Origin of the sequence: Niallia sp. XMNu-256, assembly GCF_036670015.1 — a bacterium.
GTDB lineage: Bacteria > Bacillota > Bacilli > Bacillales > Cytobacillaceae > Bacillus_BD.
The window spans coordinates 2,492,975-2,507,362 of sequence record NZ_CP137636.1; the positions used below are offsets into that span (position 1 = coordinate 2,492,975).

The 14,388-nt window shown below is 38.1% G+C and carries 14 protein-coding genes; 4 read left to right on the plus strand and 10 right to left on the minus strand.

The genetic code is table 11. The features are described from left to right. Positions 1-17 precede the first annotated feature (17 nt). Positions 18-1,589: a helix-turn-helix domain-containing protein gene (locus tag R4Z10_RS12705; protein ID WP_338469669.1), complete on the plus strand. Its 1,572-nt coding sequence runs from the start codon at positions 18-20 to the stop codon at positions 1,587-1,589. A gap of 50 nt (positions 1,590-1,639) precedes the next feature. Here R4Z10_RS12705 and R4Z10_RS12710 read toward each other — a convergent pair whose 3' ends face one another. Then, a complete protein-coding gene (locus R4Z10_RS12710; protein WP_338469670.1) occupies positions 1,640-2,035 on the minus strand; it encodes a VOC family protein in 396 nt (131 codons plus the stop codon). A gap of 261 nt (positions 2,036-2,296) precedes the next feature. Here R4Z10_RS12710 and R4Z10_RS12715 point away from each other — a divergent pair, with 261 nt between their 5' ends. Both R4Z10_RS12715 and R4Z10_RS12720 read left to right on the plus strand, forming a co-directional pair. Next, positions 2,297-3,787 carry an MDR family MFS transporter gene (locus R4Z10_RS12715; RefSeq protein WP_338469671.1) on the plus strand — a complete coding sequence of 497 codons (1,491 nt, stop codon included), beginning with the start codon at positions 2,297-2,299 and terminating at the stop codon, positions 3,785-3,787. A gap of 185 nt (positions 3,788-3,972) precedes the next feature. Continuing rightward, positions 3,973-4,398, plus strand: coding sequence for a universal stress protein (locus R4Z10_RS12720; protein ID WP_338469672.1), 426 nt, complete (start codon positions 3,973-3,975; stop codon positions 4,396-4,398). A 69-nt stretch (positions 4,399-4,467) separates the two neighbouring features. Here R4Z10_RS12720 and thrC read toward each other — a convergent pair whose 3' ends face one another. From thrC to R4Z10_RS12740, 4 genes are all read right to left on the minus strand, one after another. Beyond that, complete coding sequence (gene thrC, locus R4Z10_RS12725; protein WP_338469673.1) at positions 4,468-5,868, minus strand: threonine synthase; 1,401 nt, start codon at positions 5,866-5,868, stop codon at positions 4,468-4,470. A 169-nt stretch (positions 5,869-6,037) separates the two neighbouring features. Continuing rightward, positions 6,038-6,460 (minus strand): PaaI family thioesterase, encoded by a 423-nt coding sequence (locus R4Z10_RS12730; protein ID WP_338469674.1) that lies wholly within the window; start codon positions 6,458-6,460, stop codon positions 6,038-6,040. Between the two features lie 28 nt (positions 6,461-6,488). Further along, positions 6,489-6,938 (minus strand): hotdog fold thioesterase, encoded by a 450-nt coding sequence (locus R4Z10_RS12735; RefSeq protein WP_338469675.1) that lies wholly within the window; start codon positions 6,936-6,938, stop codon positions 6,489-6,491. 50 nt (positions 6,939-6,988) lie between these two features. Next, positions 6,989-7,954, minus strand: a complete 966-nt coding sequence (locus tag R4Z10_RS12740; protein ID WP_338469676.1) for a DUF561 domain-containing protein — start codon at positions 7,952-7,954, stop codon at positions 6,989-6,991. A 79-nt stretch (positions 7,955-8,033) separates the two neighbouring features. Here R4Z10_RS12740 and R4Z10_RS12745 point away from each other — a divergent pair, with 79 nt between their 5' ends. Continuing rightward, the gene (locus R4Z10_RS12745) at positions 8,034-8,546 is read left to right on the plus strand and encodes a gamma carbonic anhydrase family protein (RefSeq protein ID WP_338469677.1); all 513 of its coding nucleotides are present in this window, start codon (positions 8,034-8,036) and stop codon (positions 8,544-8,546) included. Positions 8,547-8,619: 73 nt separating this feature from the next. Here the strand turns inward: R4Z10_RS12745 and paaX are convergent, their stop codons facing one another. From paaX to R4Z10_RS12770, 5 genes are all read right to left on the minus strand, one after another. Then, a complete protein-coding gene (gene paaX, locus R4Z10_RS12750) occupies positions 8,620-9,516 on the minus strand; it encodes a phenylacetic acid degradation operon negative regulatory protein PaaX (protein ID WP_338469678.1) in 897 nt (298 codons plus the stop codon). A gap of 129 nt (positions 9,517-9,645) precedes the next feature. Further along, positions 9,646-10,422, minus strand: coding sequence for an enoyl-CoA hydratase-related protein (locus R4Z10_RS12755; protein ID WP_338469679.1), 777 nt, complete (start codon positions 10,420-10,422; stop codon positions 9,646-9,648). Positions 10,423-10,683: 261 nt separating this feature from the next. Then, the gene (locus R4Z10_RS12760; RefSeq protein WP_338469680.1) at positions 10,684-11,889 is read right to left on the minus strand and encodes an acetyl-CoA C-acyltransferase; all 1,206 of its coding nucleotides are present in this window, start codon (positions 11,887-11,889) and stop codon (positions 10,684-10,686) included. Next, positions 11,886-12,761, minus strand: coding sequence for a 3-hydroxyacyl-CoA dehydrogenase (locus tag R4Z10_RS12765; protein ID WP_338469681.1), 876 nt, complete (start codon positions 12,759-12,761; stop codon positions 11,886-11,888). The genes R4Z10_RS12760 and R4Z10_RS12765 overlap by 4 nt, the downstream gene beginning before the upstream one ends. Before the next feature lie 89 nt (positions 12,762-12,850). Further along, positions 12,851-14,368 carry an aldehyde dehydrogenase family protein gene (locus tag R4Z10_RS12770; RefSeq protein WP_338469682.1) on the minus strand — a complete coding sequence of 506 codons (1,518 nt, stop codon included), beginning with the start codon at positions 14,366-14,368 and terminating at the stop codon, positions 12,851-12,853. Positions 14,369-14,388: the final 20 nt, after the last annotated feature.

Consider the following 14,388-nt stretch of genomic DNA (forward strand, 5'->3'; position numbering starts at 1 on the left):
GAACGAGGAGATGTAATATGTTAACGTTTATGGAACTGATTTGTGCTTCTCCCTTTTATAAGGCAGAAATAATTGGCGGTTGGAAGGGAAAGGATAAAAGCTTTTCCAATGTGGGAGATACGCCAACAAAAGCTGAGACCATCTTATTGCTGTTGCCAAGCAACAACGAGACGGTTTCACAACTTCAAGACTATCTCTCCCTGCAAAGGGTACAAGGTATCCTACTTTATGGAGAAATGGAACACCCTATTGCAAGCACCGATTTAGAATGGATTGAAGACCATCACAAACCTGTATTATATATAGAGGAAGAAACCAATCCTGTTATTTTAAAAAAGAACATTACTGATCTTGCCCATCTAAAATCCATTGGACTATATCAATATGTTTTTGAACAATCTACTCATTATTCGCTTCAATACATTGATGAACAAGGGTTAGCTTCATTTTTCCAACGCTTGTCTCATGTATTAGATCAAGAAATCTATCTTTTGGACGAACATTTCTTTCTAGATTCCATACATGGGGAAAATCGAGATGTGTTTAAACATTTGGAATCTCTTTATCAAGCACAACTTTCAGCAAACTACCCTACTGAATCGCTATCGATTGTACAGGATGGACTCGAGCATTATTTTCTTTTCCCACTAGTTTCTGAAGATCAATATTACGGTTTTGTCCTTTTTCAAGAAAAGCCTAATGCCATGATTGATATATGTATTGAATTAATTACCCATACCCGCCCTGCCCTTTTGGCTTATTTGAAAAAAGAAGCAGCAGTTCTGCAAGCACATCAATCTTACAAAGATGATTTTCTCTATAACCTCCTTTACAATAATATTGAGTCTGAGCAACTACTCATTCAACAGGGAAAACGATGGGGTTGGGATTTCACAATCCCCTCCGAATTAATGGTGCTTCGAGTTAATCAAAAAGATGAAACAAAAAAACTGAACATCGACACGGATTCCATGATGAAAAAAATCCAATTTATTATCTCGACACGCTTTTTACAAGGAATCATCCTTCTTCTCCAAGGGGATATCATTATTATCGTCTTTGATTCTGAACCGCTGCAACCTGAACAACGGAAAGAATTAGCTTTATCTATAGCCCGCGAAATACATAAAAAAATCGAGCTGGACTTTCCCCACTTAAATTGTGGAATTGGCATTGGTCGTCATTACTCTTCCAATATGGAGCTATTTCGCAGCTTTTATGAAGCGAAGGTGGCGATTGAATTAGGAAAATATGAAATGAGACAAGCCTCTGTTCGCCATTTCGAAGACATTGGAATTGCTAGACTTTTATCGAATATTCATCGGAACACACTGCATGAGTACTATTCTGAAGTCTTGAAGGAGATCTTACATGACCATGAAAATAAAACCCTTTATCTTGATACATTAGAAGCGTTTTTTCAACATAACGCGGATATCAACCAAACTGCAGAACAACTTTATGTCCATCCCAACACATTAAGAAAACGTATAAAAAAATTAGAATCCATCCTAAACGCTGATTTTAACCAACTTGAAGACCTGTTCGAAATCTATGTTGCCATTAAGGTGATGAAAATGCTGAAATAATGTGGTCCAGGTGCATTCCAGAGACTGGAAGGCGCCTGGCACTTAAAAAGTTATTTGGCACCCTTATCTGTTTGATGAATTCCGAAAATATTTCCTTCCGGATCCAAGTAATAACCTTGCCATGCCATACCGGGCAAAGCATACTTAGGTAGAGCGACTGTCCCACCATTTTTTAAGATTTTCGTTTCAGTCTCGTCGTAATCGGCCACTTGCATTGTACAAACATAACCATTTAATGATTGGTTCGTTTCGGGTAGAGGTCCTTGACGCTGCATCAATGCACCGTTAATTCCCAGTTCACTATCATCACCAGTCACTGCCCCAAAATATGGCAATCCAGCATATTCACTATAATTTTCAAATTTCCAACTAAAAACATCTCCATAAAATGTTTTTGCCAACTCCATATCATTTACATGTATTTCAAAATGCACTATTCTTCCCATTTTTTCCTCCTAGATTTTTCCTCTTTATGTATTTCATTTTTATTTTTAATAACCTTCTTTATCATCGTTAGCTTTATGTAAAATTATTAAACAAATCATTGGCTTTTAATTAAAAATGAATTATTATATTCTTCTGTAACCATATCAAATGGCTTTTTTGTTGGCCTAATTAATCTTTGAAATAATTTTCTCTTGCATAAAGCTTTTGGCTAGTTAAAAGCTAAAACATCACTTAAAAATACTTTTAAAGGAGTTCGATTTATGAAAGAAAATGGAACATCTCCATATGAATTTTTAGCAGATGACCCTCGTTCTAAAGTGATGCCGATTATGATCAGCTTAATAATCGGTGCTTTTTTTGCCATTTTAAATGAAACTTTATTAAATATTGCTTTAACGACTTTAATGGAGGAATTTAACATTTCACTCACAACTGTTCAATGGATGGCAACAGGCTTTATGTTAGTCATGGGTGTTGTGATTCCTGCCTCCGCATTGTTATTACAATGGTTTACGACTAGACAGTTATTTTTAGGAACGATGACTATTTTTACGATTGGAACAACCCTTTGTGCGATCGCAACAAACTTTCCTCTGTTATTAGTGGGGAGACTTATTCAGGCTGTTGGTACCGGATTATTAATGCCTGTTATTTTCAATGTGTTTTTGCTCATATTTCCTCCCCATCGACGCGGAAAGGTTATGGGATTAGTCGGGCTTGTTATAATGTTTGCGCCGGCCATTGGACCCACCCTTTCAGGGGTAATAGTCGAATACTTTGGGTGGAGATACTTGTTTATTTTCGTCATCCCCTTTGCCCTGTTTTCGATCCTTTTTGCCTATAAATATTTAATCAATATAACAGAAGTAACGAAACCAAAAGTCGATGTTTTGTCGCTTATCTATTCAACGATTGGTTTTGGTTCAATTGTTTATGGATTTAGTTCAGCAGGTGACGGAGAAGCTGGTTTTTTAAGTCCAAGAGTATATGTTTTTATTATTTTGGGAGTAGTTGGAATTGTTTTATTCGCTTTGAGACAATTTAAGTTAAAAGAACCTGTCATGGATTTACGAGTGTTTAAGTATCCAATGTATACACACGGGATACTCATGTTTCTTATTATTATCATGACGATGTTCTCTTCTGAAATTATTTTGCCTATTTATATGCAAGGTCCATTGGCTTTATCTGCTGCTGCAGCAGGACTGCTCCTTTTGCCTGGAAGTATTTTGAACGGAATCATGTCCCCTATGATGGGACATCTATTTGATAAATTTGGTCCGAGAGTACTCATGGTCCCTGCTTCAATCGTATTAGCCGGAACGATGTTTATGATGAGCCGGCTCGATGCAAACACTAGCAGTTGGGTCATCATCATCGGATATATTTTAATTATGATTAGTGTCTCAGCCATCATGATGCCAGCAGAAACAAACGGATTAAATCAGCTTCCAAAACGCTTGTATCCCCATGGAACATCCGTGATGACAACCTTACAGCCAGTTGGCGGTGCTATAGGAGTATCTGTGTTTATCAGTCTTCTGAATGCACGAAAAAATCAATATTTAAATCAATCCTCAAACCCGAATGCTCCAGGAACTATTAATGATGCCATGATTGCCGGGGTAGAGTTCGTCTATTTTACTGCTTTTATCCTCTCCATCCTTGCAGTAATTTTAGCCTTTATGGTTTATCGTGCAAAGCCTCAAGAACCTGATATAGAAATTCAGCAGGGGAAAAAACTTCATTAATAAGCTTGCAGACTGACTTTTAGTATCAACACTATTGTCAGTCTTTTTTTATTACGTTTGATTAATCTAAATCGTATAGAAGTTTTCTCGTTGTCCCAAAAGCTTCATTGTTTATTCACTTTTCAACTCTTTTATTGAAGTATAATAGATTTATAGATAGATACTTATTAAAGGAGATGTTGTCTATGTTATTTTCTCACATTTTAGTACCTTATGATGGTTCTGAACAATCAATTAAATCATTAGACAAAGCAATTGAATTCGCTAAACAAGATCCGAAAATAAAACTCACTGTACTTCATGTAGTTTCTATTCCTCCACGGACAGTTCAAATGTCACTATATATTCAATACAAACAAACCATCTTAGATGGGGCAAATGAAATCATTAAACCAGCAAATGCAAAATTATCTCAATTACCTAATCCAACCGAAGTTTACGTAAAAGAGGCTCCATCTTTCAATGCGATTCTACAAGAAGCATATGACTTAAACTGTGACTTAATTATTATGGGAAGCCGTGGATTAAGTGGAATCAAAGAGTTTCTCGGCAGTGTTAGTCATTTAATTGTTCAAAAATCTCGTATCCCTGTAATGGTGATGAAGTCATAAAGTCATAAATATAAACAGGCGGCAGTCTCTTCTAGAAAGTAAAAAGAGAATGCCGCCTGTTATATTACATTATAGTGCAGATTGAAAATGCTTTTCTAACTTCTGACGGATTTCATCGTTAGAAGCTGCAACAACTTCTAGATGTTGTGGTTTATCAAATAAAGCCTTGATTTGTTCAGGATAGGTTTGTTCAATATCACAAAGCTCGATTGCTTCATTGAACTTTGCTGGATGAGCAGTTGATAATGTAACACAAACTTCCCCCTCATCATTACAAGCATCATATGCAGCTACCCCACAAGATGTATGAGGATCTAATAAATAATTCGTTTCTTTATGGTATTGTCTAATTGTTTTTAGACACTCTTCGCCTTGAACACCGTATGCCGCAAAGTCAGCTTTTACTTGACGTAATTGTTCCTCGCTTACGGTAATTTTTCCTTCAGATTTAAACTTGTCCATTAATTTCGCAGTCGCTTGTGAATCTTCACCTAGTAAATAGAACAGATAACGCTCAAAGTTGCTGGCAACTTGAATATCCATGGATGGACTATATGTGCTGTGGAACTCGCCCGGCTGATAGATTCCATCTTTAATAAAACGCTCTAGAATATTGTTTTCATTTGTTGCCACGATCAGTTTCCCTACAGGCAGACCCATTCTTTTCGCTAAATAGCCGGCAAAAATATCACCAAAATTCCCAGTCGGAACACTAAAGTCAAGATTCTTAATGTCACGATCTTTTGCCACTTGGAAATAAGCATAAAAATAATACACCGTTTGCGCCAAAATACGGGCAAAGTTTATCGAGTTAATCGCACGAAGATGGTATTTATTTTTGAAATCCAAATCAGCAAAGATTTCTTTAATGATACGCTGACCATCATCAAATGTTCCTTCAATGGCTAAATTTAAGACACTTTCATCATCTACAGTCGTCATTTGCAGTTCTTGTACCTTACTTACTTTTCCATGCGGATGCAGGATACAAATACGGATTCCTTCTTTTCCTCTTACGCCCTCAATCGCAGACGCTCCTGTATCCCCTGAAGTCGCACCAAGAATATTGATTGTTTCCCCTGTTTTCTTAGCGATATAAGAATATAAATTACCTAAAAATTGCAGTGCTACATCTTTGAAAGCGAAGGTAGGGCCATGGAATAATTCCAACACATACAAGTTATCTTTCAGTTTTACAACTGGAGTCACCTCATGTGAACGGAACGTCCCATAACTTTTGTTGATTAATTCTTTTAACTCGGTTTCTGGAATTTCTCCATCTACATAATAAGAAATAATTTCATATGCTAATTCCTGATAAGATAGTTTGGACATTGCTTCTAGCTTCTCTTCAGAAATTTGCGGGATTTTTTCTGGAACTAACAAACCTCCATCAGTTGCCAACCCCATTAAGACAGTATCAATAAAACCAATTTTGTTTACATTCCCACGTGTACTAATGTATTTCATCATAGCCTCCAAGAAAATTAAAATATATCCTTATGTTTACTTAAAATGAGCTTGAAGTCAATGAGAATTCGACAGAAATAGTGAAATTTTTAATTTTTTGTAATAATAAAATAGGTACCAAGACCATCCATAAAGGATATTCTTGGCACCTATATAAATTCTTATCTATTTAATTTTCCATAATCATAATCGAAGACACGCTGCTGCAACATTTTTTTTCATTTTGAAATACCTCAGCAGTCAAATAGGCTGTTTTGTTGCCTTTTCTTTCTACCTTTGCCTCAAGTTTAGCGGTTCCTCGTAGTAGCGGACGATGAAAAGTGGTATGGAGATCAATTGAAGCAAAAGTTTGATTTGCATCTAATAAGGATGCAATCGCATAAGCCATGATTGTATCCGTTGCAGCAGCCAGAAATCCACCCATTACTACACCATGTCCATTAATGAACTTATCGTCTATCATCCATAAGGCCATTGCATAACCGTCATGAGCAAACGTAGGTTCAATTTGCAATGTTTGATCACAATTTGGTGGTACTATTTTCTTTTGTACGACACTAACTAGATCATAAGGATTATATTTTGTTTCCATAAAGACTCCTTGTTAATAAATATTGCAACTATTCCGCGTTTGAAATGAAATAGTGGTTTTTACGATAGGCTAATGCTTCCATTGTCGCTAAAAGTTCACCGTTGCTTTCAATCCGTATTTTATACCATGAAGTTCGATTATTCTTCTTTTCTTCTACAGCAATCGCACGAATGATAGTGCCATTCATTCCTGCTGCCATAAAGTTAACGGTTGTTGACAAACCTACTGAGGTTTTACCATAAGAATTACAAGCGGCAGCAAATACATAGTCTGCCAACGCAAAGATGATAGCACCATGAACAGTCCCGTGGGAGTTAAGCATATGTTCTTGAATTTCTAGCTCCGCTGTTGCCGTACCTAAGCCAAGTTCTTTTAATTTAATGCCAAGAAATTGGGCATATGGCTCTTGCTCAAAATGTGTAAAAATTTCATTATAATGTTTTTCATGAATTTCTTGTTCTGATAAATTAGTAATCAATGTAAACTCCCGCCTTTTTCACCTTATTAAAAGAATCTAGTATTTACCAATTAAAAACGAACAGACTTTTTAAAACTCTCACTAACCAATTCCATTTGACCTTCTGCTTCATTCATCATGCTTTCAATTAATTCTTGAACAGATGGGATGGTTTGGATCAATCCCGCTACTTGCCCACTGTTCAGGTAGCCATTATTAAAATCACCTAGTACGGCCCCTTTAATATGATAATCTTCCGAAGTCATCTCATTAAATTCTTCTAAACTGAGACCTTCCCTTTCGGCTTGAATAATCTTTTCTACATAGCCTGATTGCAGGACTCTTCTTACACGACCAACTGATCGGCCTACAATCCGGGTATCGATCCCATTTGCTTCAATAATTTTTTCTTTATATTTATCATGCAACTGTGCTTCTTTTGTTGCAATGAATCGAGTTCCCATTTGTACCCCACTCGCGCCTAACATGAAAGCTGCTGCAAGCCCTTTTCCATCACCGATTCCACCTGCGGCCACAACAGGAATCGATACAACACTTGCTACTTGAGGGATCAATGTAAAAGTCGTTAGTTCAAGGCTTGAATTAATTCCTGCTGCCTCATATCCTTCAGCTACCAATAGATCAGCTCCAGCAGCTTCTGCTTTTTGGGCATGCTTTACAGAGGCGACAACAGCGATGACCTTTATTCCATGCTCATGAAGAAGGGGGATCAATGGTGCAGGATTACCGGCTGAAAGTGAGACGACTGGAATTCGATGTTTAATTGCTAACTCGATTAATTGGTCAACAAACGGATTGACCGTTATTGGAATATTGATGGCAAACGGCTGCTCTGTTTTTACTTTCGTTTCTAAAATAATCGCTTCCACTTGGGCTGGTTTCATCGTTCCACAGCCAATTGTTCCAAGTCCTCCCGCTTCTGAAACAGCAGCGGTTAAGGCGGCATGGCTAATATTTCCAATCCCACCCTGAATTATTGGGTACTTTATAGATAATTGTTCACATACGGAGTTCATATCAAAATCCCACCTTACATTTTCAATCTGTTATGTTATAATGGTATGAAAATTCAAAAAATAAAAAGGAGATTCGATCATGCTTATTCCATTTAATCAAAAAGAACCGATTGTACACGATACCGCCTTTCTAGCACCTGGGTCCTATTTAATCGGTGATGTAATAGTTGGCAAGGAAACATCCATTTGGTTCAATGCAGTCCTTCGTGGTGATGAAGACAAAATTACAATCGGAGATCGGTGCAGTATTCAAGATAATGCAACCATTCATTTATATGAAGGTTCTCCAGTAGTTGTAGAAGACGAAGTAACTGTCGGTCATAATGTGATCCTACACGGCTGTACCATTAAAAAAAGATCCATTATTGGAATGGGATCAACAATTTTAGACGGTGCAGTCATCGGAGAAGAATGTATTATTGGGGCAAATACTCTCATCCCATCCGGTAAAGTGATCCCACCCCGATCCTTAGTTGTAGGTTCACCAGGAAAAGTAGTTCGGGAATTAACTGACAAAGATCTTGAACTAATCCAACTATCGATCGATACATACGTGGAAAAAAGCTACGCTTATAATCAAATTCTCAAGTAACTTATCCTAAATGGATTTGGCACCACAATTTCAAGCTTTTTTGTGGTGCCTAACATGATTACTCTACTTTCCATTACTTATAGGCTTCTTCGATTTCACTCATTAATGGATACTCTTCAGCGTTATAATTCTTATCTTTTTTTCCTAAATCATTTTCTTCCTGAAAAACTTCTTCAAAGAAACGACTTGCCCGTTCCGCGAGCATTTTATAATACTGATTAAATAATAAAGCGGCATGATTTCCGCTCCAACGTTCTGGTAACAATTCTTTAGGAAGAAAAGGATCAATAAATAAAAACTTTCGATATTCATGAACTAAGTTAGCTCTTCTCATAAAACATTCTTCGTCTGACATTTGTCCACTACCAATTACACTTTGATCCACAATGAATTTTTTGCTGTAAATATCGATAAATTCATCATATTTTTTTTCAATCTCTTGTAATGGCCAACATTTCTCTACCAAATTGAAGTCAAGTTGAGGACCCACGTGTTTGGATAGAAACAACTGGACATACTCTTCTATTTTATATTTACTGATTAATAGATTGATTTCTTTCTCAAAATTATTGGGAGAGATCCAGCAGCCATTTGATAAATATCCAAACCCGCTCCATTGTAGTTCTTTTCTAAGCTCATCACGAACCTGTCTTTTCTCTTCAGGAATGTTATACATAACAATTCTCCACTTGCCATCCCAGTCGTGAGGATGGAGCTTATAAATCCTCTTAGCCGCCTCATTGATTCGGCTCAAGCCTCTTTCCGTCAGTTCATAATAGCTTTTGTTTCCTTTTTTCTCGGATTGAAGTAAACCTTGTTTCATCATTCGTGAAACAGCTACACGTACAGCTTGTTCATTGTGGCCAAATCCCTTAAGCAACTGAATTAGGCTGCCAATCCAAATTTTATTCCCATAATGGCTGATATAATCCCCATAAATCGTTAAAATCATTGATTGGGTCTTACTCATCTGTAATCACTCTTTTCTGTATGTTCGCCCCCTTGTAGATTGAAAATCGAAGGTATCATACCTCATTTCATCAACAAGTTCTATCTGTACTTCCTCTATAATATCGAATTTTCTGATAGACCTGCAACTTTATTTCCCTTTAAAGACCGGCTTTCTTTTTTCGCTAAAAGCATGCAAAGCTTCTAAACGATCTTCGGTTGGAATCGTTAATTCATATGCCTTTGATTCGATCCTTAAACCTGTTTGAAGATCTACATTCATTCCATTACTAATCGCATACTTGGCTTGACGTAGTGCAATCGGACCATTTTTCAGCATCTCTTCAGCAAATGATTTACTTGCGCCGACAACGTCCCCGTCATTTACAACTTTGGTTAAGATGCCCAAGTCCAACGCTTCTTCAGCGGTTAGTTTTTTAGCAGTAAAAATAAGTTCTTTTGCTCTCATTTCACCAATTAATCTTGGCAGACGTTGCGTTCCTCCTGCACCAGGAATAATCGCCCAGCTCGTCTCTGTTAGGCCTACTTTTGCCTCTGGAACGGCGATTGAAAAGTCACAAGCCAAAATTAATTCAAATCCACCTCCAAATGCATAGCCATTTACAGCTGCTATCGTTGGCTGCGGAAGATCTGCGATAGCATTAAAGACATCTCGAATCGCTTTTACATTTCTCCGAACCTCTTGTTCTGATAATGTTTTGCGCTCCTTTAAATCAGCACCTGCACTAAACGCTTTTTCGCCTGCTCCTGTAAATATAACAGCACGAACATCTGAATCCAATCCAATTTGACCTACAATGTCGTTCAATTGTTCTAATGTTTCATAATCAAAACAATTAAGGACCTCTGGACGATTAACCGTCACTAACGCTATATGATTCTCTACACTATATAATACTTTTGACATTCTATTAATCTCCTTTCTCACTTTCTAATAACTATAAATTCTTCATATGTACGAAAAATACCTTTACTACAAATCGTCAATAAAGTGAAACTTTCCATCAGTGGAGCGTTCTTTTATCCCCACTGATGATTAGTCACGCAGCATTATTGATTGATCTCATTAATCGAAACTTTACGGGCAGTTGATCTTTTTTTATTATCCTTAGAATCTTGAGGTGGGCATCTAACTGCCAGTTAAGCCTATAAAGATATATTCCATAGATTAGTCGTTAATATTTTCTACAATTGCGGCAATCCCCTGACCAACACCAATACACATGGTTGCAAGTCCATATTGGACATCCTGTTTTTTCATTTCATGAATTAAAGTGGTTAATATTCTGGCACCACTAGCACCAAGTGGATGTCCAAAGGCAATGGCCCCGCCATTGACATTCACCTTTTCTTGATCGAGTTCCAGTTGACGGATACACTCTAGTGCCTGCGAAGCAAAAGCTTCATTTAATTCAACCAACCCTAAATCTTGAGCAGATAAATTGGCTCTTTGCAATGCTTTTCTTGACGCATAAATTGGTCCAAGTCCCATGACTCTTGGTTCTAATCCTGCTGTTGCACCGACAACATATTTGGCCAACGGTTTTAAGTTCAGTTCTTTTGCCTTTTCGGCACTCATCAATAATAGAGCTGAGGCTCCATCATTTACACCGGAAGCATTTCCCGCTGTAACAGTCCCACCTTCAAAAATAGGTCTTAGTTTACCTAGCTTTTCGAGTGTAGTATCAGGACGAGGATGTTCATCTTTATCAACAACCGTCTCATTGCCTTTACGATCTTTAACAATAACTGGAACAATTTCATTTTCAAAACGATTTTCTTCCATCGCTCTTTTAGCTCTCTGTTGGCTTTCAAGAGCAAATTGATCTTGTGCCTCACGGGTAATTTTGTAATCTTGTGCCACATTCTCTGCTGTCTTTGGCATCGTTTCAGCACCATACATTTCTTCTAAGACAGGGTTTGTAAATCTCCAGCCAATGGTCGTATCCTGCAATTCCATAGAACCACGTGGATAGTCGATTTCAGGTTTACCCATTACAAATGGCGCGCGAGTCATACTCTCCGTACCGCCAGCGATATAAATATCTCCTTCTCCAATGGCGATTGCTCTTGCTGCATACATAACCGCATCTAGTCCTGATCCACATAAACGGTTAACCGTTGTTCCTCCAACCGAGATCGGTAAACCTGCAAGCAAAGCAGACATTCTCGCTACATTTCGATTATCTTCTCCAGCTTGATTGGCATTACCAAACACTACTTCTTCAATTTCCTCAGCAGGAAGATTTTGATTCCGCTCTAATATTGCCTTAATCACAACTGCTCCTAAATCATCGGGACGAACGTTTTTTAATGCCCCTTTATATCTACCAATTGGTGTACGAACTGCATCGACAATTACAACTTCTCTCATTTTAATAACACCTCTTTTGCCTTCTCTGTATAGTCATAAACACCTTTGCCTGATTTTCTTCCCAGGCGTCCCGCTTTCACATATTGTTCAAGTAGTGGAGCTGGTCGATATTTTTCACCTAATTTTTCATGTAAATATCTTAAATTATTTAAACGGGCATCCAAGCCAACTAAATCTACTAATTCAAATGGACCCATAGGGTAGTTCAACCCTAATTTAATCGCTTTATCAATTTCCTCTGGTGTCCCAAGTCCTTCTTGGAGCATATAGAAAGCTTCATTTCCAACGAGACAAGAAATACGACTCGTCACAAAACCTGGAAACTCGTTGATCACAACCGTTTCTTTTCCCATCTGTTCTGCCACACCTCTTACTGCCTCTGCCGTTTCATCACTTGTTTCAAGTCCACGAACAATTTCAACAAGCGGCATTCTATGAACAGGGTTAAAGAAATGCATCGCGATGGTTTTTTCAGGACGGTTACCGTAAGAACCGATTTCAGTCGGACTCATGGTTGATGTATTTGTGGCAAATAAACAATGTTCGGAGACATATTGTTCGAGCGACTCAAAAACAGCCTTTTTAATCTCAGCCTTTTCGGGAACAGCTTCAATGACCAAATCAGCTTGTCTTGCAGCCTCCTCCAATTGAGGGACAAACAGAAGGTTATTCTTTGCAACTTCAACTTCTTCTGCTGTAATTTTTCCACGATCCAACCCTTTATCAAAAATTTTATATAGTTCTACTTGAGCATTTTTTAATGCCGCTTCATTTGTATCATGTAGGCTGACACGAAAGCCCCCTACTGCTGCCACATAAGCAATTCCTCTTCCCATCACACCAGAACCTACAACCATAATTGTTCTAACCATTCCTTCTCCCTCTCCCCTTTTTCGATTATGTAAAGGAGTACGAAACATCCGCTTCTTATGGATGTTTCGTACTCCGCTCCTTCACTGTCTTAAATACCTAGTGGATTTATTGGACGACTTCCATAGTAAGAAACAATACTCTTTGTTTCTGTATAAAGATCCAATGTTTCAATACATAGTTCTCTTCCGAATCCTGATTGCTTATAACCACCAAATGGGGTTCCAGGCATTGCAGAGAATGGGCAGTTTACCATAACAATCCCTGCTTGAATTTGTCCAGCAACCCGTTGTGCACGTGCTCCATCTTTCGTCCAAACCGCTGAACCTAAACCGAACTCAGTATCATTTGCTAGTTTAATGGCTTCTTTTTCATCTTTAAACTTCATAACCACTACAACTGGGCCAAAGATCTCTTCTTTCACTACTGTCATATCGTGGTTCACATTTGCAATAACAGTTGGCTCATACCAGAAGCCGTTCTCAAATCCTTCAACAACCGCTGGCTTTCCACCTGTTAAAATTTCTGCGCCTTCCTCGATGGCTGATTTAACATAGCCATCAATAACTTCGACTTGGTTGCGGTCAATAATCGCTCCGACATGTGTGGCTTGATCAAATGGATCTCCTAATTTAATTTTCTTTGTTTTTTCAACAAACTTACTCACAAACTCATCATAAATATCTTCATGTACATATAAACGTGAACGCGCTTCACAAGATTGACCTGTGTTATAGAAAATGCCATAAAGTGAACCGTCTACTGCCGCATCAATGTCTGCATCCGCAAATACTAGATTCGGAGATTTCCCTCCAAGCTCTAATGTGACACGCTTTAATGTTTGTGAAGCTCTAGCCATAATGTCTTTTCCAATTGGTGTGGAGCCTGTAAATGCCACTTTATCCACTTGCTCGTGTTCAACTAAATAATTACCAACTTCAGAACCTGATCCTGGAATAATGTTAACGACACCTTCTGGGACTCCTGCTTCTAGGCAAATTTCACCTAAAATAATGGCAGTTAGCGGTGTTAAAGAAGCTGGTTTTACTACAACTGAACATCCTACTGCAATGGCAGGGGCAATTTTCCAAGCGGCCATCATTAATGGATAGTTCCAAGGGATAATTTGCGCACATACGCCAACTGGTTCTTTTTCTGTATAGTTATGGAACTGACCTGGCATTGGATTGACACGGCCACCATGTGAAACAATCGCACCCGCGTAAAATTCGAAGTCTTCGATCGCTTGGTTTACTTGACCTTGTGCTGTACCTAAACTTTTACCTGTATCTAGCATTTCTAATTCTACTAATTCGTTAAAACGAGAGCGCATAATGCTAGCAATTTTATTCAATACTCGTGAACGCTTATTAACCGGGAACTTCTTCCACTTACCAAAATCAAACGCGTTACGTGCTGCTTGAACTGCTTTTTCAGCATCTTCTTTTGTTGCCTTTGCTACTTCCGCAATGAGTTCACCTGTAGCAGGGTTATACGCTTTGATTGTTCCCCCATCACCGCTCTCTACTTTTTGACCGTTTATAATTAAATGATAGAAATCACGTTTCATCGTTTTGTTCTCTAGAATGGTTTGTTGTGTTGTTGACATGGATATTTCCTCCTCTTAAT